General features: G+C 64.3%; 20 protein-coding genes. 14 read left to right on the top strand and 6 right to left on the bottom strand.

The annotated features are described in order from the left end of the window. A partial coding sequence (locus ACAG20_RS20100) for a hypothetical protein (RefSeq protein WP_370493849.1) occupies positions 1–333 on the top strand: 333 nt, incomplete at its 5' end. Between the two features lie 239 nt (positions 334–572). Here ACAG20_RS20100 and ACAG20_RS20105 read toward each other — a convergent pair. After that, positions 573–809, bottom strand: a complete 237-nt coding sequence (locus ACAG20_RS20105; RefSeq protein ID WP_370493850.1) for a hypothetical protein — start codon at positions 807–809, stop codon at positions 573–575. 358 nt (positions 810–1,167) lie between these two features. Here ACAG20_RS20105 and ACAG20_RS20110 point away from each other — a divergent pair, with 358 nt between their 5' ends. The 4 genes from ACAG20_RS20110 to ACAG20_RS20125 all read left to right on the top strand — a co-directional run bounded on the left by ACAG20_RS20110 (position 1,168) and on the right by ACAG20_RS20125 (position 3,687). Then, entirely contained in the window at positions 1,168–1,335 is a 168-nt protein-coding gene (locus ACAG20_RS20110; protein ID WP_370493851.1) for a hypothetical protein, read from the top strand. A gap of 665 nt (positions 1,336–2,000) precedes the next feature. After that, entirely contained in the window at positions 2,001–2,459 is a 459-nt protein-coding gene (locus tag ACAG20_RS20115; protein ID WP_370493852.1) for a hypothetical protein, read from the top strand. Continuing rightward, positions 2,456–3,055 (top strand): recombinase family protein, encoded by a 600-nt coding sequence (locus tag ACAG20_RS20120; RefSeq protein WP_370493899.1) that lies wholly within the window; start codon positions 2,456–2,458, stop codon positions 3,053–3,055. Before ACAG20_RS20115 ends, ACAG20_RS20120 begins: the two co-directional genes overlap by 4 nt. Next, positions 3,052–3,687, top strand: a complete 636-nt coding sequence (locus ACAG20_RS20125; protein ID WP_370493853.1) for a uracil-DNA glycosylase family protein — start codon at positions 3,052–3,054, stop codon at positions 3,685–3,687. Before ACAG20_RS20120 ends, ACAG20_RS20125 begins: the two co-directional genes overlap by 4 nt. On the opposite strand, the gene ACAG20_RS20130 is transcribed toward ACAG20_RS20125, so the two are convergent. Continuing rightward, a complete protein-coding gene (locus ACAG20_RS20130) occupies positions 3,684–4,133 on the bottom strand; it encodes a hypothetical protein (RefSeq protein WP_370493854.1) in 450 nt (149 codons plus the stop codon). The genes ACAG20_RS20125 and ACAG20_RS20130 overlap by 4 nt on opposite strands. 169 nt (positions 4,134–4,302) lie before the next feature. On the opposite strand from ACAG20_RS20130, the gene ACAG20_RS20135 reads away from it, so the two are divergent. The 8 genes from ACAG20_RS20135 (at position 4,303) to ACAG20_RS20170 (ending at position 15,139) form a co-directional block, all read left to right on the top strand. After that, positions 4,303–6,297 carry an N-6 DNA methylase gene (locus ACAG20_RS20135; protein WP_370493855.1) on the top strand — a complete coding sequence of 665 codons (1,995 nt, stop codon included), beginning with the start codon at positions 4,303–4,305 and terminating at the stop codon, positions 6,295–6,297. Beyond that, entirely contained in the window at positions 6,294–7,610 is a 1,317-nt protein-coding gene (locus ACAG20_RS20140; protein WP_370493856.1) for a restriction endonuclease subunit S, read from the top strand. The genes ACAG20_RS20135 and ACAG20_RS20140 overlap by 4 nt, the downstream gene beginning before the upstream one ends. A 62-nt stretch (positions 7,611–7,672) precedes the next feature. Beyond that, positions 7,673–8,512 (top strand): GIY-YIG nuclease family protein, encoded by an 840-nt coding sequence (locus tag ACAG20_RS20145; protein ID WP_370493857.1) that lies wholly within the window; start codon positions 7,673–7,675, stop codon positions 8,510–8,512. Further along, positions 8,509–11,619, top strand: a complete 3,111-nt coding sequence (locus ACAG20_RS20150; RefSeq protein ID WP_370493858.1) for a type I restriction endonuclease subunit R — start codon at positions 8,509–8,511, stop codon at positions 11,617–11,619. The genes ACAG20_RS20145 and ACAG20_RS20150 overlap by 4 nt, the downstream gene beginning before the upstream one ends. 73 nt (positions 11,620–11,692) lie before the next feature. Beyond that, entirely contained in the window at positions 11,693–12,214 is a 522-nt protein-coding gene (locus tag ACAG20_RS20155) for a hypothetical protein (protein ID WP_370493859.1), read from the top strand. 98 nt (positions 12,215–12,312) lie between these two features. Continuing rightward, on the top strand, positions 12,313–13,302 hold the full coding sequence (locus tag ACAG20_RS20160; protein ID WP_370493860.1) for an HNH endonuclease: 990 nt from the start codon (positions 12,313–12,315) through the stop codon (positions 13,300–13,302). A 764-nt stretch (positions 13,303–14,066) separates the two neighbouring features. Next, on the top strand, positions 14,067–14,300 hold the full coding sequence (locus tag ACAG20_RS20165; RefSeq protein WP_370493861.1) for an XRE family transcriptional regulator: 234 nt from the start codon (positions 14,067–14,069) through the stop codon (positions 14,298–14,300). Further along, positions 14,297–15,139 carry a DUF2637 domain-containing protein gene (locus ACAG20_RS20170; RefSeq protein ID WP_370493862.1) on the top strand — a complete coding sequence of 281 codons (843 nt, stop codon included), beginning with the start codon at positions 14,297–14,299 and terminating at the stop codon, positions 15,137–15,139. The genes ACAG20_RS20165 and ACAG20_RS20170 overlap by 4 nt, the downstream gene beginning before the upstream one ends. On the opposite strand, the gene ACAG20_RS20175 is transcribed toward ACAG20_RS20170, so the two are convergent. After that, positions 15,096–16,199 (bottom strand): helix-turn-helix domain-containing protein, encoded by a 1,104-nt coding sequence (locus ACAG20_RS20175; RefSeq protein ID WP_370493863.1) that lies wholly within the window; start codon positions 16,197–16,199, stop codon positions 15,096–15,098. The genes ACAG20_RS20170 and ACAG20_RS20175 overlap by 44 nt on opposite strands. A 73-nt stretch (positions 16,200–16,272) precedes the next feature. Between ACAG20_RS20175 and ACAG20_RS20180 the strand changes: the two genes are divergently transcribed. Further along, positions 16,273–16,428 (top strand): hypothetical protein, encoded by a 156-nt coding sequence (locus ACAG20_RS20180; RefSeq protein ID WP_370493864.1) that lies wholly within the window; start codon positions 16,273–16,275, stop codon positions 16,426–16,428. On the opposite strand, the gene ACAG20_RS20185 is transcribed toward ACAG20_RS20180, so the two are convergent. The 3 genes from ACAG20_RS20185 to ACAG20_RS20195 all read right to left on the bottom strand — a co-directional run bounded on the left by ACAG20_RS20185 (position 16,425) and on the right by ACAG20_RS20195 (position 18,220). Further along, positions 16,425–16,700: a hypothetical protein gene (locus tag ACAG20_RS20185; protein ID WP_370493865.1), complete on the bottom strand. Its 276-nt coding sequence runs from the start codon at positions 16,698–16,700 to the stop codon at positions 16,425–16,427. The genes ACAG20_RS20180 and ACAG20_RS20185 overlap by 4 nt on opposite strands. 672 nt (positions 16,701–17,372) lie before the next feature. After that, positions 17,373–17,906, bottom strand: a complete 534-nt coding sequence (locus tag ACAG20_RS20190) for a hypothetical protein (RefSeq protein WP_370493866.1) — start codon at positions 17,904–17,906, stop codon at positions 17,373–17,375. Beyond that, the gene (locus tag ACAG20_RS20195) at positions 17,903–18,220 is read right to left on the bottom strand and encodes a hypothetical protein (RefSeq protein WP_370493867.1); all 318 of its coding nucleotides are present in this window, start codon (positions 18,218–18,220) and stop codon (positions 17,903–17,905) included. The genes ACAG20_RS20190 and ACAG20_RS20195 overlap by 4 nt, the downstream gene beginning before the upstream one ends. Positions 18,221–18,240: the final 20 nt, after the last annotated feature.

An 18,240-nucleotide genomic window follows, 5' to 3' on the forward strand; every position in this document is an offset into this window, starting at 1 on the left:
CCGATGGTGTTACCCGTGCTGCCCAAGGTGATGGTGGCAATGGTGGTGCCGGTGGCCAAGGCGGTGCCGGGTATGACGCAACCGCTAATTCCGACGCCGGTATTGGCGGACACGGTGGAGTCGGTGGTATCGGCGGCAACGGAGGCAACAGCGGCAACGGAGGCAACGGCGGTCTCGGCGGCAACGGCGGGGCCGGGTTCATCAGCGGAACTCAACACATCGATGGCGGAAAGGGTGGCAACGGCGGCCAGGCTGGAGCGGCTGGCGCGTCGACCGGAATGGGGCATCTTGGCACGGCTGGTATTGGCGGAAATGGCGGCTCTGGTGGTGTAGCAAGCGCCACTGGCGGTACAGGGGGTACCGGCGGCAACGGCGCAGACGCCATACTCGGTGGCGTCGCAGGCAATGGCGGCGTAGGCGGCGACGCCGCTGGTGGCTACGATTTCGCTGACGGCATCGTGGTATCCACTGCTGGCACCGGTGGCAACGGAGGCGCGGGATATGAAGGCGCAAATGGTGCCGATGGCGGAGCTGGCGGTGACGGAGGTTCTGGCGGCAAAGCCACCGGTTACCTAGGCTTCGGCGGCAACGGCGGCAACGGCGGTACGGGTGGGTCCAGCGACACCGGGAACGGCGGCCGAGGCGGTTCGGGTGGTTCGGGTGGTTCGGGTACGGGGGTTGGCGGCTCCGGCGGCACCGGAGGTAATGGTGGTGCCAGCAACACTGGTTCCGGTGGTTCCGGTGGTTCCGGTGGAACGGCTGGCGAATCCGCTGGCTACGTCGACTACGACGGCTACCGTGGCGGACACGGCGGTAACGGCGGTAATGGCGGCATCGGTGGTGCCAGCATCAGCGGCGACGGTGGCGCTGGTGGTAATGGCGGTAACGGAGCCAACGGTGCTACCGGCGCTAACTTCGCCAGCTATGGGACAATCGGCGGCAACGGCGGTAACGGGGGCGATGGCGGCGCCAGTGTGAATGGTAATGGCGGTGCCGCTGGCGCCGCTGGCAACGGTGGTACCGGCATTCGCGTGGGTGGCAACGGTGGTCGCGGCGGAGATGGCGGCTCCAGCGACACCGGAATCGCCGCCAATGGTGCAGGCGGTGGCAAAGCAGGCACCGCATCTGGGTGGACGAGCTCCTTTTTAGAACCCCCTTACAGCCCCAATGACTTTGCCCGAGGTGGCGATGGAGGCAGTGGCGGGCATGGTGGATCAACAATCAGCGGGACCGCAGGGACTGGCGGCGCTGGCGCTCACGGTGCCAGCGGCACAGCTGGCGGTACCGTCAACGGCGGCAACGGCGGCGACGGCGGCGACGGCGGCAACGGCGTAAACAGCAATGGAGGTGCGGCTGGCGCCGCTGGTAACGGAGGCAACGGCGGATTCCAGAGCGGTAACGGTGGTCGTGGCGGAGATGGCGGCTCCAGCGACACCGGAATCGCCGCCGATGGTGCAGTCGGCGGACAAGCAGGCACCGTATATGGGATGACCGCTGGCAGCACCATTAACAGCATGGCCGGTAGTGGAGGTTCTGGCGGCGACGGCGGTTCTACCATCAGTGGACACGCTGGTGACGGCGGTAGGGGTGCCAACGGTGGGAGCATTCCGAGCGGTAACAATTCCTACGGCGCCGGTGGCAGGGGCGGCAACGGCGGCAACGGCGGTTCGTCCGGGACCGGGCCCGGTAGCCCGGGTACACCGGGGACTTCTCAGTCTCAAGGGTATGGCGGAATTGGCGGCCCCGGAGGAGCTGGCGCCCCGTAGCCGGCCGCTTAAATTGCTCGCGCAAGTACTGTTGTTCTGCGTAAGTGACCCTCCCACCCTCGATGGGGAGGCCGGGCCGTTACCACCACCTTGGGTTCCATCGAGTCTCGATTCTTTAGTTTCGAGAGACCGTCCGGTGATGCCGTCTACCGCAGCGTTGTTCGAGGCTAGCAATCTCGAAAGTCATCTCGTATCTAAACGACGAATGTCAGCGTTTTGAGATAGTATGAACGCATGACAACACTGCCGCCGCTGATGGCAGAGATCGAGGCGATTCTGCTGGCCAATGTTGGGCGCACACGCTTCTCGCTGGTGCTCGAGGGGATGCGTCGCGGCCTCAGCAACGAGGAAATGTCCGCCGAGGCCGATCGCGACGGCATTCCGTGCTCGGCTGAAAGCATCGGCATGGTCCGGCGCACGCTTACGCTTACACTCGCCGACCAGCTTCACCCGGCACCCTCCGATGCCGAGAACCAGTCGTATCTGTACCGCGAGGTCCTCAACTACGACCACTCACCTGAGCTGCACCAGCTTGTGATGACCCGGCTGCACGAGCTTCAAGCCATCGATCCGAACGTCAAGCTCACTCCGCTGGGCAACGTTCACCTTGGAGCAGGAAACTGCCGATCAGCAGGCAAGCTGCCCGAGCTATGCACCAAATGCTGGACGCACCATGCGGGTGAGTGCCTATGATCACCGCCGCCCCGGTCACCGGCCAGCTGTTGGGCTACGCCCGGGTATCGACCGGCCACCAGTCCCTGGACGCCCAGTCCGACGCCCTCACCGCCGCCGGAGTCGACGGAGACCGGATCTACACCGACAAGCTGACCGGCACGTCCACCAAGGAGCAGCGGCCCGGGCTGGCCGGGCTGCTGGACTACGCCCGCCCGGGGGACGCCATCGTGGTCGTCGGCATCGACCGGCTGGGGCGTAGCGCCGCCGAGGTCATGCTGACCATCAAGGACCTCCTAGATCGCGAGGTCGTCATCCGATCACTTCGCGAGGGAGTGGACAGCTCCACCCCTACCGGCAGGGCTGTCCTGGGCATCATGGCGAGCCTGGCCGAGCTGGAGCTGGAGCTGGGCCGCGAGCGTCGGGACGCGGCCAAGGCGGCCCGCAAGGCCCGGAACCTGCCGATCGGGCGGCCCAGGGCGCTGTCCCCCGACCAGATCGCGTTGGCCGAGCGGATGCGGGCCGCCGGTGAGCCGGTGCCCGAGATCGCCAAGACCCTCGGCGTCAGCCGCCCGACGATGTATCGGTTGCTAGCGTCTCAAGGGGCGTCGGTATGACCACCCGCGCCCTGACCTCGCAGCAGGCCAAACGGATCAAAAAGCAGCTTGACGCGGACATCAAGGCGTGCCGCAAATGCCCAAAGCTGAACATCCCCGGAGTAACCGAGTCCGCCCCGGGCTACGGCAGCCTGACCTCCCCGGTGGTGCTTGTCGGCCAAAGCCTCTGCGAGCAGTGCATGGCCGTCCAGGAACCATTTTTCGAGAAGTCCGGGGACGTGCTGCAGGCCGCCATAGATCGGGCCGATGTCGACAAGTCCGATCTGTTCATCACCAATGCCGTGCACTGCCACCCACCCAAGAACCGTCCGTCGCGCACCTACGAGATCGAGAACTGCCGACCGTTTCTGCGGCGTGAGTTGGAGCTGGTGCAGCCCCGGCTCGTAATCGCGCTGGGCAACGACGCCCGCGATTCGGCCGAGGTCATCTACCCAAGAGCCCGGACGTTGTGGTGGAAGGATGAGGGCCTGCCCGCCCGGCGGCCACGCCGAGGCGTGCCGATCGTGTGGTGCACGCACCATCCGGGTTCCTTGTGGCGCAACCGCACTGCCGAGCAGCGGCGGGAAGTCACCGAGGCGTGGACCGAGGCGCTGGCGCGGGCGATTGCGTGGGGGTACGGCGCTCGACGTTAGGCCTGTCCGCTGAGCAGGTTGCCGCCTGCAGAACCCAGCGCACCGATCGCCACCTGGGAAGCGAACGACCCGAGGCTGCCCGCGAGCTGCTTGAACTTGCCCCTCTCTTCGACGCCATGGCCATCGTCGTCACCGGCCGTGTCCAGTGCGGTGATGAGCCGTTCGAGGAGTCGTTCCGCCGATGGCCAAGCACCGGCGACTTGAAGCGCATGCCTGGTCGGCGGCCCGACCGTAATGATCGTGCCGCCGAACGCCGCAGTCACTTTCTCGAAAAACGACGGCTCGGTGTTGAGTCGTCGCAGTGCACGTTGGATGGCACCGGCATCTAGTCCAGTCGCTGCCTCGATCGCCGTTGCCGGGATCAGGTGCTGTCCGGTCTTTTCGTAGATATCGACGACAGCCTTCAGCACCGGCAAGTCGCGATCGGTCCAGCTGTCCTGGGTCATGGCCATCAGTATTCCCGAGCAGACCGACAAACCGAGGCCGCCGCAACGTGGATGCTCCGGAAAGGAGGGCCACAGCAGGGGGCGCTGGCTAGAACATACGACATCGCCCCAGGCGTTCGGGGTAGCTTCGCTCTGACTGGAACTCGACTGTAGGGAGCGGATCGAAGACATGGTGCAGACCGCCGAGTCGGCCAAGAACCACGCCAACTTGATCTGGAAGATCGCCGACTTACTACGGGGGCCGTACCAGCCCAACCAGTACGGCGACGTGATCTTGCCGTTCACGATCCTGCGCCGTCTGGACTGCATCCTGGAACCCACCAAGGATCAGGTCCTCGCCGAGTACAAGAAGATCCGCTCGACCAAGGTTGACCCCGATGTGCTGCTGAAGGCGAAGTTCAAGCTGCCGTTCTACAACACCTCCCGGTGGAGCTTCGCCTCGCTGATCAGCGACCCCGAGGGGGTGGCCGACAACCTCATCGACTACATCGAGCACTTCTCGCCCAACGTACGCGACGTCTTCGAGGGCTTCGGCATGCTCGACGAGATCGCCAACCTGGCCAAGACCGACCGGCTCTACCTGATCGTCAAGGAGTTCGCCGCCGTCGACCTGCACCCCGATGTCGTCACCCAGCACGACATGGGCTACGTCTTTGAAGAGCTGATCCGAAAGTTCGCCGACTCCAACGCCACCCAGGCCGGTGATCACTTCACCCCCCGCGAAGTCATCGCCCTCATGGTCGACCTCTTGTTCCTGACCGAGGACGACGCCCTGACTAAGCCGGGCACGGTGCGCACCATCTACGACCCCGCAGCCGGAACCGGCGGCATGCTCTCGGTCGCCTACGACCACCTGGTCGCCATGAACCCCAAGGCCCGCCCGGTGCTCTACGGCCAGGACGTCAACCCACGCTCGTACGCGCTGTGTAAGTCCGACATGATCGTCAAAGGCCAAGACGTCGGCAACATCTACCTCGGCGACACCCTCACCGACGACGGCTTCCGCACCCGACACTTCGACTTCCTACTGTCCAACCCGCCGTTCGGGGTTTCCTGGAACACCCAGCAGAAGAAGGTCACCGACGAAAACGAGCAACGCGGCTTCGCCGGGCGCTTCGGCCCCGGCCTGCCCCGGGTGTCGGACGGGTCGATGCTGTTTCTGTTGCACCTGATCTCCAAGATGCAGCCCGTCAAGGGCGGCGAGGGCGGTAGTCGCCTGGCGATCGTGCTCAACGGCTCACCGCTATTCACCGGGGGCGCGGGGTCGGGTGAGTCCAACATTCGGCAGTGGATCATCGAAAACGATCTACTCGACGCGATTATCGCGCTGCCGACCGACATGTTCTATAACACTGGCATCGCCACCTACATCTGGGTCCTGGACAACAACAAGCCCACCAAGCGGCGGGGCAAAGTCCAGCTCATCAACGCCGTGGAGATGTACGGCAAGATGCGCAAGTCCCTCGGTTCCAAGCGCAAGGAGCTGCGGCCCAAGGACATCGAGCGGATCTGTCACCTCTACGAGGGGTTCCGCAACGAACACGGCACCGATGAGCGCCCACCCCACTCGAAGGTGTTCAAGGGCGAGGAGTTCGGCTACTCCACCATCACCGTGGAACGGCCCCTGCAGCTGCGGTTCACCCCGACTGCCGACAACGTCGAAGAGGTCCTGGCCCAGAAGAACATCGCGAGGCTCAAGACCGGTGAGCAGTCCGCCATCCGCAACGCCCTGACCGGCCTGATCGGGTGGGAGTGGAAGGACCGCGACGAGTTCGTCCGAGAACTGAAGGACGCCCTCCACAAAGCTGGGCTGACCAAACCCCCAGCGGCCCTGGTCAAGTCGATCTGGTCGACTGTCCGCGAGCACGACGAGACCGCCAGCATTGTCACCGACGCCAAGGGCAACCCCGAGCCCGACAGCGCCCTGCGCGACACCGAGAACGTGCCGCTGACCGAGGACATTGAGGAGTACTTCGCTCGTGAGGTCCTACCCCACGTCCCCGACGCCTGGATCGACCCCGACAAGACCAAGGTCGGCTACGAAATCCCGTTCACCCGCCACTTTTACCGCTACACCCCACCCCGGCCCCTCGAAGAGATCCAGAAAGACCTTCGAGTCCTCGTCGAGGAGATCCAGGTGATGCTCGCCGAGGTCGGAGCATGACCTGGCCGACGCATCGCGTCTGTCGCGATTCGGAGGTCAGCTGGCTGGGTAACGTGCCCAATGGCTGGCAGATTGATCGGCTGAAGTACGCCTTCAAGCGGATACAACGGTCGTACTCTGCAGACGCAGAAACCGTCACCGCGTTCAGGGACGGGGTGGTCACAGCCCGGTCCAATCGGCGGACAGACGGGTTCACTGAAGCGGACAAGTACATCGGCTACCAGGGAATCGAGCCGGGCGACTTAGCTATTCACGCGATGGATGGCTTCGCGGGTGCCATCGGCGTTTCTGACTCATCTGGGAAATGCTCACCAGTCGTCTCGGTCTGTCAACCGGAAGCCGGGATCGACCCGCACTACTACGCTCACATTCTCCGGCATGTCGCCAGATCCGGATACCTCACATCGATAGCGAAGGGAATTCGGGAACGCTCAACCGATTTTCGGTGGGCAGATGCGCGAGAACTCATGGTTCCCTTTCCATCCGAAGTTGAACAGCAGGCCATCGTTTCCTTCCTCGACCGTGAGACAGCGAAGATTGATGTGTTGGTCGCCAAGCAGGAGCAGCTCATCGCCACCCTGCGCGAGGACCGCACCGCCACCATCACCCACGCCGTCACCAAAGGCCTCGACCCCGACGTCGAGATGGCACCATCTGGTGATACGACACTGCCCGCGTCACCTTTGCACTGGAAACGTCGGGTACCGCTTAAGCATGTTGCATCCGTCCAGACCGGAATTACCCTGGGCAAGTCCGTAGATCCCTCCGAAGCCGTCAGCCTTCCTTACCTACGGGTGGCAAATGTCCAGGCTGGAGCCGTCAACCTCGACGAGGTCAAGGCCGTCGAGGTGCGACAGGCGGAAGTCGGTAACTATCTCCTCCGGGCTGGCGACGTTCTGATGACCGAGGGTGGCGACATCGACAAGCTCGGACGGGGATGTCTGTGGACCGGGGAGATTGCACCGTGCATCCATCAAAACCATGTGTTCGCCGTGCGCTGCACCGACGACCTTGACGGCAGTTTCCTGGTCTACCTGCTGGATACCGCCGTAGCCCGCAACTACTTCTTCATGACCGCCAAGAAGACGACCAACTTGGCGTCGACAAACAGCACGACTCTGGGCCGCTTCTACTTCTCCCTTCCACCACGCGGCGAGCAGCGCGAGATCGTGAACTTCCTCGACGAGCGGTGCGGGCGAATCGACGCCTTGATCGCGAAGGCCAACGAGATGATCAACACCCTGCGGGAATATCGGTCTGCGCTGATCACCGATGCGGTGACGGGGAAGATTGATGTGCGGGGGGCGGCGTAGATATGGCGCGGGCGCAGACAATCCAGATCTACTTGCCGTCTGGTGATCCTGCGGGGTTACGGGTGGCGAACTTGACGACGCGGACGGTACGGGTCTTTGAGGTGCCTCGCTCTCTTCTGGCGCAGTTCCTGCAGCGTCCCGAGGCGGGACAGGTTGGTGTGTATTACCTGTTCGGGTCGAGTGATGATGAGACCCCGCAGTGCTACATCGGGCAGTCCGGGAACGTCGGCGTGCGTCTGCAGCAGCACGCCGCCTCGAAGGACTTCTGGACCCGCGCCCTGGTCGCGGTGTCGTTGACCAACGAGTGGACCTCGACGCACGTGGCATACCTGGAGTGGCTGTCAATCGGCCGTGCGACGGCGGCGGGGCGCTATGTGCTGGTGAACGGCAATCAGGCATCGAATCCGTACACGCCGGAACCGCTGGAGGCCGACTGTCAGGAGTTCATCGACACGATTGCGGTGCTGATGGCCACCCTGGGTTCCCCAGTCCTGGAGGCAGTCCGGCCAGGCGCTACGGCAGCATCACCGGCCGATGGGGTTGCCGGGGCTGAACCGGAGTTGTTGTTCTTCCGGGAAGCCGGGTGCGATGCGAGTGGGTATCAGACTCCGGAGGGCTTGTTGGTGCTCGCCGGGGCGAAGGGGCGAGCGACATTGCGTCCGTCAGCCCTGCCGAGTCTGTCCCGGCAGCGCGACAGCCTAGAGGCGGAAGGGGTGATCAAGTTCGAGGGTGAGGAGTTGGTTTTCCTTCGAGATCACCTGTTCTCCAGTCCTTCTGCTGCGGGGTGTGTCCTCGTCGGCGGCAGCAACAACGGACGGACCAGCTGGCAAAACGAGCGGGGCCAGTCCATCAACGCCCTCGAGCAACTCGCACTGGGCAGCAGCGAGGGGCATGGCGAATGACCCAGCATCACGAGTCGGTATTCGAGGCCGAGATCTGCGAGCACCTGGCCGCCCACGGTTGGCTGTACTCGCCTACCGACGACGGGTACGACCGGGGGCTGGCGCTGTTCCCCGAGGATGTGTTCGGGTGGCTAGCCGACACCCAGCCGGATCAGTTGGCCAAGCGGGTCAAGCCGGATCTGACCGGTGAGGCGCTGGCGAAGGCGCGGGCGGGTGTGTTGGCGACCCTGGTGAAGGCGTTGGGGGCTGACCCGAAGGCCAACGGCGGCACGCTGTCGGTGTTGCGGCGGGGCTTTAAGGACCTCAACGCCCAGTTCCAGATGTGTCAGTTCCGACCCAACACCACCCTTAACGAGACCACCGCCAAGAAGTACGCGGCGGTTCGCCTGCGGGTGATGCGCCAGGTGCACTACTCGACGCAGAACCACAACAGCATCGATCTGGTGTTCTTCGTCAACGGCATCCCGGTGGCCACCGCCGAGTTGAAGACCGACCTGAGCGTGCAGAACATCACCGACGCTGTCCTCCAGTACAAAAATCACCGGCCCCCCAAGGGTGAGCCCCTGTTGGCGTTCGGGTCTCGGGCGTTGGTGCACTTCGCGGTCTCCAACAGCGAGGTGCAGATGACGACCAAGCTGGGGGGCAAGGACACCGTGTTCTTGCCGTTCAACCGGGGCGATCACGGCCACGCCGGTAACCCGCCGAACCCGCACGGATCTCGTACCGCCTATTGGTGGCAGCAGATCCTGGAACGCGACACCTGGCTGGACATCTTGGGCCGGTTCATGCACCTGCAGATCGACGAGACCATCGACCCGGTGACCAACAAGAAGGTCCGCAAGCAGACCATGCTGTTCCCGCGCTTCCATCAGTGGGAGGCCGTCACCCGGCTCGTGCAGGCCGCCCACGAGCAAGGGCCGGGACATCGCTACCTGATCCAGCACTCTGCCGGTAGCGGGAAGACAAACTCAATTTCCTGGCTGGCGCACCGCCTGTCGGTGCTGCACGACGAAGCGAACTCGGCGGTGTTCGACTCGGTCATCGTGATCACCGACCGCACCGTGCTCGATACCCAGTTGCAGGAAGCGATCCGCCAGATCGACCGCACCCCAGGGGTGGTCGCCCACATCGCCGGTCTGGGGGGCGCGAAGTCCCAGGAGCTGGCCGACGCGCTGAGGGGCGGGACGAAGATCATCATCGTCACCATCCAGACCTTCCCCTACGCCCTGAAGCTGATCCAGGAACAGGCCGACTTGGCGGGCAAGAGCTTCGCGATCATCGCCGACGAAGCCCACTCCTCGCAGGCCGGGGAAGCCTCCAAACGGCTGAAAGCGGCGCTGAGTGCCACCGAGCTCGATGAACTCGAAGACGGCGGCACCGTGGATGCCCAGGACGTGCTGGCGGCGGAGATGGCCGCCCGGGCCGAGTCGAAGAACCTGTCGTTCTTCGCGTTCACCGCCACCCCGAAAGCCAAGACCCTAGAGCTGTTCGGGCACAAGGGCATCGACGGCACACCGCACCCGTTTCACCTGTACTCGATGCAGCAGGCCATCGATGAGGGGTTCATCCTCGACGTGCTGCGCAACTACACCCCGTACAAGACGGCGTTTCGGCTGACCCACAACGGCCAGACCTACGAAAGCGAAGACACCGCCAACGCCGGAACCATCGCCGTCACCGACAGCACGGATGGGGAGTTGGTCGACAAGAGCGCGGCGATCAAGTCGCTGATGAACTGGGTGCGCCTACACCCGACCAACATCGCCCAGAAGGTCGCGATCATCGTCGAGCACTTCCGCGCCAACGTCCAACCTCGACTCGACGGTAGAGCGAAGGCGATGGTGGTGACCTCATCACGTAAAGCGGCGGTGCGCTACAAGATCGCCATCGACAAGTACGTGACCGAACAGGGCTACACCGATGTCCAGGCGCTGGTGGCGTTCTCCGGTGAAGTCTCCGACCCTGAGTCCGGGATTGAGAAAGTCAGCGAGACTTCGACACTGATGAACCCGGGGCTTAAAGGCCGTGACTTGCGGGATGCGTTTGCCACCGATGAGTACAACGTGATGTTGGTGGCCAACAAATTCCAGACCGGGTTCGACCAACCCTTGCTGGTGGCCATGTATGTCGACAAGCGCCTGTCCGGGGTCGCAGCCGTGCAGACCCTGTCACGGCTGAATCGAACCGCGCCGGGCAAGGACCAGACGTTCGTGCTGGACTTCGCCAACACCGCCGAGGACATCGTCGAGGCGTTCGAGCCCTACTACGAGGCCACCACGCTGGCCGATGTCACCGACCCGAACATCGTGCACCAGACGATGAACAAGCTGGACTCGGCGGGGATCTACCAAGAGTCGGAGATCGAGGGCCTGGTCGGTGACTACCTCAAGGGCAAGGGACACGAGGCGCTGAACAAGTGGGTTGGCCCGGCGCGGGATCGGTTTCGGGATCGGGAACGCACCGCCCGCGACCACAACGACCAGCACGGCCTCGATGAGCTGGAGCTGTTCCGCAAGGACGTCGGCACCTTCTTGCGGCAGTACGACTTCCTGTCGCAGATCATCAACTACGAGGACGTCTCGCTGGAGAAGTTGTCGATCTATCTGCGCCATCTGGCCCCGGTGATCAGCAGTGAGCAGCTGCACCACGAGATTGACCTGTCCGGGGTGGATTTCGACTACATCGCCCAGCATCAGCAGGCCACCACTTCGGCAAAGCTCACCGGTGATGTGCCGCTGGAACCTCCCAAGGAGGCGGGCACCGGTGTTGTTCGTGATCCCGAGATGGTGGCTCTGGATGAGGTGATCGCCCAGATCAACGACCTGTTCTCCGGTGACCACCCGGACTCGAGTGTTCGCAATGTGGTCACCCATATCCGGGATCGGCTGGAGGAGAGCGAGACGCTGCAGCAGCAGGCGCAGAACAACACCTTGGCGCAGTTCTCGGCCAGCCCCGACCTGCAGAACGAGTTTGTCGGCGCAGTGATCGGGGCCATGGCCTCCTCAGAAGACCTGTCCGCCCAGATCCTCAACAACCCCGAGCTGTCCCAGAAACTACTCGGCGAGTTGGTGCCGTTGATCTACCAGGGACTGAAGGTGACGGCATGACCCCCATTTTCGGCGGGGAGCCCGGAACACTGCAGCAGCTCATCGATACGGCGATCGACAGGAAGGTGGAGCCGTGACGATAGCGGACCTCACGGCGTGGCAGCCGATCATTGGGGTGGCTGCCACGTGCACAGCTGCTCTGGTGGCTCTCGGCGGAGTGATCTGGGCCAACCGCCGCGCGGATGCCCGCGAACGAGAGAGGCACCGGCGGGAGCAGCTAGTGGCGGCGATTGGAGAGCTGTTAGGTGTCGCCGAGGAAGCGATGCGGACGGCGGTCCTGCTCCACGACGCAGCGTTGGACTACCAGCATGCGACCGGCAAATCCGCGCTGCACACAGGACGGATCGCCGCCGAGGTGGAGCCAGTGTTCAATGACTTCACCGCGCTGACGATCAAGGCCAGCGCCGCACGGTTTCGAATCGAGCTGTTTGAGCCCCGGCTGCAAGTTCCAGCCAACAAGGTGGTCGCTCGGTGTGTGCAGATGGGTGAGGCGGCGTCTCACAACCGCAGCCAGGGCGTTCTTACGCTGCGGGACACGCAGCTGGCCGAAGTCCGCGAACTGATCGAGGCATACCGGCATCTTCAAAGGGACTGAGGCAAGCGGCCGTAGCCAAGGCTCACCACCAGCAGGGAGCGAGTGCCCGACCTGCAGAACCAGGATGCCTGTCGGCGCGAAACATTATCGTCTGCGGCATGGGGCTCATGGACCTGACTGCAGACGCTGTTAACGCGGCACTCGATGAGTACGACCAGCTCGGCGGTGATGCGTTTCGGGCCAAGTACGGGTACGGCTCGGCCAAGGACTACTTCGTGGTGCGCGACGGCAAATCCTACGACTCGAAGGCGATCGCAGGTGCTGCGCACGGTTACCTGCCCGGCCGCACCCCGCTGCTCGCCGACACCTTCACTGGCGGGAAGGCCACGGTCGTTCGTCGACTGCGACTGCTGGGCTTTCATGTGCCTCCCAAGCGGTCCCCGCCGTGGGTTCGCGACGAGGTCATCCTGGCCTGCGATCTGGTCGCACAGAACGGCTGGCAGTACCTGACTGCCGAAGACCCGCGCGTCGTCGAACTGTCGGCCCTGCTGCAGCAGTTGCCGTTCCATCCGATGGAGCTGCGCAGCGATACGTTCCGCAACCCCAACGGGGTGGCCCGCAAGACGGTGGACATCGCGACCCACCACCCCGACTACACCGGTGCAGGCACGAAAGGCGGCGCGGTCGACAAGGAAGTGCTCCTGGAGTTCCTCGAAGACCCCGCTGGCATGCACGAGATCGCCGAGATACTACGACGCGCCATCGCCGACGACACCCTCACGGAGCAGCTGACCGTGCCCGTCGACGAGGAAGATGACCACGCTAAAGAGGGACGACTGCTACAGCGGCACCACTTCGTTCGGGAGCGCGACAAGAAGCTGCGCGCCAAGAAGATCGCCGCCTTCCTCACGGCGCACCCTAGGGTGCACTGCGAGATCTGCGGGTTCGACTTCGAGGCCACCTACGGTGAACGGGGCCGTGAGTACACCGAGGTCCACCACGTGGTGCCGCTGCACGCCTCCGGCGAGACGAAGACCAAGCTCGGCGACTTGATACTGCTGTGCGCAAACTGCCACCGCATGATCCACCGGAGTACACCCTGGCTGACCCCCGACGAACTGCGGGAGCTGCTGACAGATCAGCTCTGATGCCATCAACGAGACGTTCGGGAGAAATCTGGAGCCGAGCACGAAACCCGTCATCTACCCAGCGAAGGAAGGGCGTGCGCTACTCCGACCGAGCAAAACCGTGCAGGTTGGTGAAGCATTCGTTGCATAGGCCGGGCCGGGGATGCGGGGCCGGTTGGGCGCATTCGACACAGCGGGCTGGTGCGGGGACGTATTGCTGGGTGCCAGTGCTGAACAGTTGCGCTATGGCGGCGCGCTGCTGGTGCGATAGCGGCGGCGCCTCGGCTGCAAACTCCTCGACGGATAGGCCGCGGTGCTTCCCACAGTCGCGGCAGTGGGTGCTGCCGCGCGCGTACGCCCCGCAGTACGGGCAGGAGCGTTCACACTTGGGGCAGTAGTCGCGCGGGCGACCCTGCCAGGTGAACCTGATGCCGCAGACAACACAGTCGCCGGGTCCGTCGCGGTTTGGCCAAGCGGCCCGGTACCCGGCGCAGTCGCAGTCCCGGCCCTGCCAGTTCGGTTTCTTGCCCTTCGGCATCTGCTCAAGGCTGTAGCAACCCTCCGGGCCATCAGATGACGCGAACCTGGTCGCATGAACGGAACGCACATGTCCGCAACGACATACCGGCGGCAGGTTGGCTGACAATCGACACCTCCAGCTTATTGGCCAGTTAACCCGTTCGGCGCGAAGACCGCGAGACCTGGCGGCCGACCAAGTTGAAGTGGATGCGACCTTCATGCGCAATAGCTTGACCTATTTAATAGCTGGAGCTATTATCAATAGCATGGTTGACCTGGCGGCGATCCGCAAGGACGCCGGTGTCACGCAGGCCGAGATGGCGCAGCGCATGCAGGCCACGCAGGGGGCGGTCTCACAGACCGAGCGGCGCGACTCCTTGAGCTTGAGGCTGGGAACGTTGGCCGAGTACGTCGCGGCCCTTGGTGGCCGCGTGCAGCTGACCATCACCGTCGGCGAGAACACCCACGACTACGACCTGAGCAAGAGGGAGCGTCGTTGAGCAGACTGACCGCGATCGAACTCGAAGCCGAGACCGACCGGGCCAAGGCGCGTCGGTTCTTCATGGGCTGGCTGATTGCCGCCACCGTGGTGTCAGTCAGCGGTAACGCCGCCCATGCCGTGCTGGAGTGGCTGCCTGTCGTCGGGGTCAAGATTGCCGTCGCCTGCCTGCCGCCGGTCGTCGCCTTGGTGGGCATCCACGGCGTGGCCGTGCTGGCCCGCAGCGGCCACACTCCCCGCGCCCGCGCCTCGGCCACCGGCGGGTGGGTTTACGGGCTGTCAGTAGCCGTCACCGGCCTGCTGGCGCTCGGTGCCGCGGTGCTCAGCTTCGCCGGGCTGCATGGACTGGCTGTCGCCGGGGGCATCGACCCGCACCTGGCCGCGCTGTGGCCGATCACAGTCGACGCGGGGATCGCGGTTTCGACCGTCGCGCTGGTGGTGCTGCGCCCGACATCCGCTGCCGACCTGCGTGCCGCACGTGCAGTTGCTGCGCCCGCAGCGGTGCAGGCCAGTGCCTCCGCAGAGTGCGCTGCACCCACAGTCGCTGCTGCACCTACGCCCCGCACTGCACCTGCGGCACGCACCGAGGCCGCACACCCGCGTGCACTGCAGGCCGTACCTACCGCCGGTGCGGGTCTGGACACGAGTGCGGTGGCGCGCGCACTGGTCGATGGCGGTGCGACCACAAAGAGTCTGGAGCAGGTCCAGCGGGTGCTGGCTGCACATGCAGCCGGTGCCGCGATCACTCGCATCGCCACCGACACCGGGGTGCACCACGCCACCGTGCGCAAGATCATCAACGCGGCCGCCGAGCACCGGCAGCTGGCCACGGTCGGGTGAGCGCCTCGGTCTCTGACGATCGCTCCGCACCGCTGCCTCCATGGATGACGGTCGTGCAGGTAGCTGAGTACTGCGGCGTCGACCTCGCGGTGGTGTCCTCCGGCTTGGTCTCGGGCTCCGGCTCGGGCACGACCTGGAGGTGAGATCCGGAGCGCTCGTTCGGCTTTGCTCCCTTGAAGATGGCCCCCTGGCCCGCGAACCTGTATTTATCCTCTAGTGGGTCTGCAGTGATTTTTTCGGCGCGGGGAAAACTGTTGGGGCCGTCCAGGAGCGTCGGGGCCCCGTTTGGAGCGGCCAGGGAGTCAGGGGAGGCCTCGGCGCTCTCCTGCTTCCCTGGCTCCTTGTCCAGCACCTTCCTGGGTGCGGGTTCGCTCTGCGCCCGCCAGGGCGCAGCACTGTTCATCTTCTTCGACTTCATCTGATTCTGACCTCGTCTGGTTCCGGCTTGGTCTCCTTCTAATTGGTCTTCTTCGTCACCGGCTCGCGGACCCCCGATGTCCGTCAGGCGGACCCCCTTAGTCCGTTTCCCGGACCCCGTATGTCCGTCTGGCGGATCCCCTGTGTCCGTCTCGCGAAAATAGGCAGGTAGAGACGTTGAGCTTTCGCTCTGACCTGCGGTTTCGCCCCGCTGGACCGACGCCTTGGCCAGCTTCCGGACCTCCGCCTTGGGCAACGAAACGATCCGGTCGTGAAGCTCCTGGTCCACCTCGATGAAGTGGTACTTGTTCGAGATCCGCAGGCCGCCTTCGAGGTACCGCCGCTCGGTCCTGATCAGACCAAGCCCCTCCAAGATGTTCAGGGACTCCTGGACCGCCGTCCGGCCCGCCATGGACTTCTCCATCAGCGTCTCGATACTGGGCCAAGCCGAGCCGTTCTTATCGCTGAAGTCGAACGACTTCAGCGCGGCATAGACCATCACGTTGGTCATGCTGAGGTTGGTCCCGGTGAGCCAGTCCGGCACCTTAATGAAGGTATTCAACTTGGAGGAAACGCCCAAAGACTTTGGGTTCTGATTGTGCCTTGCTACCATAGTGATGCCTTCTACGTTGTCCAGTTCCATGGGTGCCTTGCCCCGGATGTTCCGACTGCTGATCGAGCACCTTCTGCGGTGGGAGGTTCGAGGACCTCGGGTTATGGCCTGGGGTCCTCATCCGTTCGGGGGTAACTCCCGGCGCACATCGGCCCCCTCCTCGGCTCCCGGCGGGTCGTTGGCGGTGGCCATCCAGACCTCCCGGGCCGGTGTTCCGGAGGCCATCGCGGGCCGCCAGTTCTGCGAGACATTCAGCTAGATCTCGCTTTGGCCGAGCATCTCTCCGAGGATCTGAACACCGCGCGTGGTGATCCGCACCTGATCTTCGGCCCTGCGATCGGGGTCGAAGTCGGCGACCGACTTCAGTACAGCGACGCCCAGCAGTTTCAGGTCGGCTATATCGACCGAGGCGATGATGGCCTGGCCGTCGAGCCCTCCCTTGAAGGTGACGTACGCACCTTCTGCGCAGGGCTCCCAAGCGACTATGGTGCCGTCGATCAGGTTGGGTTGTTCGAAATCATTGCGGATCACGGAATACCTCCAGGATTCTGTTGGTCGAAGCGCGCTGCGGCACTTCGCGGTTCGTCGGTCGACTGTCATTCGTTGCGGGACTACTCAGGTGCTCGCAGCTGGCGGCTGCCCAACCGCTCTGGCGCGCCGGGGCTTTCCGTGCCTCAGGATCTCCGGGGCCCATCCCCTACTGCGGGCGCAGTTCGCCGCCCAGCGTGCCGCTGAGCGCCTACGGCCACGATCTCGTGGGCCTTGAACCATGTCGGGCTACCCGAAAATGCGAGGCCCGAGTGACGGTGCTCGGTCTGCCGAACACTGCCGAAGATCACGCCGTACTCGGTCGGCCCCGACCGCATCCCCCGGTTGATCTCGACGACAGTCCCGCTCTTGCCCCGGAATTGCGGCCATGTACCCCTGCTCGGGTACCGGCCCTCATCACGTTCAATGCGGATCCGATCGCCGACTTTGATACCACTGCCGTTACTCACTGCGACCGGCCCCGGGCCTCGATCCGAACCGCCGCGTCAGCAGGCCGTGGTGACGCCCCGCCCATCCGCCGGAAGCGCGGCGCGCGCCGTGAGCGCCTCACGGCTCGGCGTCCTCCTACTACAAGCGCAATCGTGTCGGTGACGTTTCGAGCACATAGCGCCAGCACACCACCGGTCAACACACCCGTCAGCACATCCGGCAGGCTCATGGCTCCACCCCGGCGCGCTCGTCCATCCTCGTTGCCCAGGCGTTAAGCGCCGCGTCGGCCAGGCGCACACGGGATTCGTAGTCACCACCGTGACATTCGAGGCTGTCCAGCATGACCGGCACGGCGTAGCTCGCTATGACCTTCAGGGCCGTGAAGGCGACCAGGAAGGCGTGTTCAGGTTCCCGGATCATCGCGAAGTACTCGACCAGCATTCTGCGGACCTGGTCCTCACCATCGCAGCAGCCGAGCAAGTCGTAGGCGAGCCGCCCTCCGAACAACTCCTTCGCGTCGACGACCGGCATGGACAAAATCCCGGTCAGCTCGCCGCCGGTACCTACAGTCGGGACGGCGGTCACCACCGCAGACCAGGGTTCAGCAGCGAGGGTCTTCCGCTTCTCCGCCTCGGCCCGCGCTCGGGCCTCGGCGAGCCGCTCAGACTGAAGCTGCTGGGCACGCCGAAGATCGGCTGACATGCGCTCCAACGCGGTAATCCGATCCAGATCACCGACCGCCTTGCAGTTCTGGCTCACGAGGCAGCACCTCCATCCAGGCCGACATAGACAAGCTCCAGTCGCGCATCGTGTTCCTTTAATGCCCAGTACTCCAAGGCAGATACCATGTCGTCGCTGCCGGTGTGCGCCATCGCCTCCTTGGCCCGACGCCTCCCCCGCAGGATCCAGTCCTCCGGGATGTTCGACTTGCCGGTCAACGGGTTGACCTCGAGATCGGCAACTGGGACACCCAGTAGCAGGCTCACGCCCTCCATCGAGATACCAAAGTCGTCGACTTCTGGCAGATCCGTGAAGACCTTGACCCGGTAGACGTTCCCCTTCCCCGGACTCATCGCGCCACCGCCCAGTCAGC

Source organism: Mycobacterium sp. pW045 (assembly GCF_041287085.1).
Lineage (GTDB): Bacteria > Actinomycetota > Actinomycetes > Mycobacteriales > Mycobacteriaceae > Mycobacterium > Mycobacterium algericum_A.

Excerpts from the sequence above, each read along its gene's own strand:
- ACAG20_RS20140 (WP_370493856.1), top strand. The coding sequence starts at position 6,294 with ATGACCTGGCCGACGCATCGCGTCTGTCGCGATTCGGAGGTCAGCTGG.
- ACAG20_RS20180 (WP_370493864.1), top strand. The coding sequence starts at position 16,273 with ATGGCCTGGGGTCCTCATCCGTTCGGGGGTAACTCCCGGCGCACATCG.
- ACAG20_RS20125 (WP_370493853.1), top strand. The coding sequence starts at position 3,052 with ATGACCACCCGCGCCCTGACCTCGCAGCAGGCCAAACGGATCAAAAAG.
- ACAG20_RS20110 (WP_370493851.1), top strand. The coding sequence starts at position 1,168 with ATGACTTTGCCCGAGGTGGCGATGGAGGCAGTGGCGGGCATGGTGGAT.
- ACAG20_RS20175 (WP_370493863.1), bottom strand. The coding sequence starts at position 16,199 with ATGGAACTGGACAACGTAGAAGGCATCACTATGGTAGCAAGGCACAAT.
- ACAG20_RS20195 (WP_370493867.1), bottom strand. The coding sequence starts at position 18,220 with ATGAGTCCGGGGAAGGGGAACGTCTACCGGGTCAAGGTCTTCACGGAT.
- ACAG20_RS20120 (WP_370493899.1), top strand. The coding sequence starts at position 2,456 with ATGATCACCGCCGCCCCGGTCACCGGCCAGCTGTTGGGCTACGCCCGG.
- ACAG20_RS20115 (WP_370493852.1), top strand. The coding sequence starts at position 2,001 with ATGACAACACTGCCGCCGCTGATGGCAGAGATCGAGGCGATTCTGCTG.
- ACAG20_RS20135 (WP_370493855.1), top strand. The coding sequence starts at position 4,303 with ATGGTGCAGACCGCCGAGTCGGCCAAGAACCACGCCAACTTGATCTGG.
- ACAG20_RS20130 (WP_370493854.1), bottom strand. The coding sequence starts at position 4,133 with ATGACCCAGGACAGCTGGACCGATCGCGACTTGCCGGTGCTGAAGGCT.
- ACAG20_RS20150 (WP_370493858.1), top strand. The coding sequence starts at position 8,509 with ATGACCCAGCATCACGAGTCGGTATTCGAGGCCGAGATCTGCGAGCAC.
- ACAG20_RS20160 (WP_370493860.1), top strand. The coding sequence starts at position 12,313 with ATGGGGCTCATGGACCTGACTGCAGACGCTGTTAACGCGGCACTCGAT.
- ACAG20_RS20165 (WP_370493861.1), top strand. The coding sequence starts at position 14,067 with ATGGTTGACCTGGCGGCGATCCGCAAGGACGCCGGTGTCACGCAGGCC.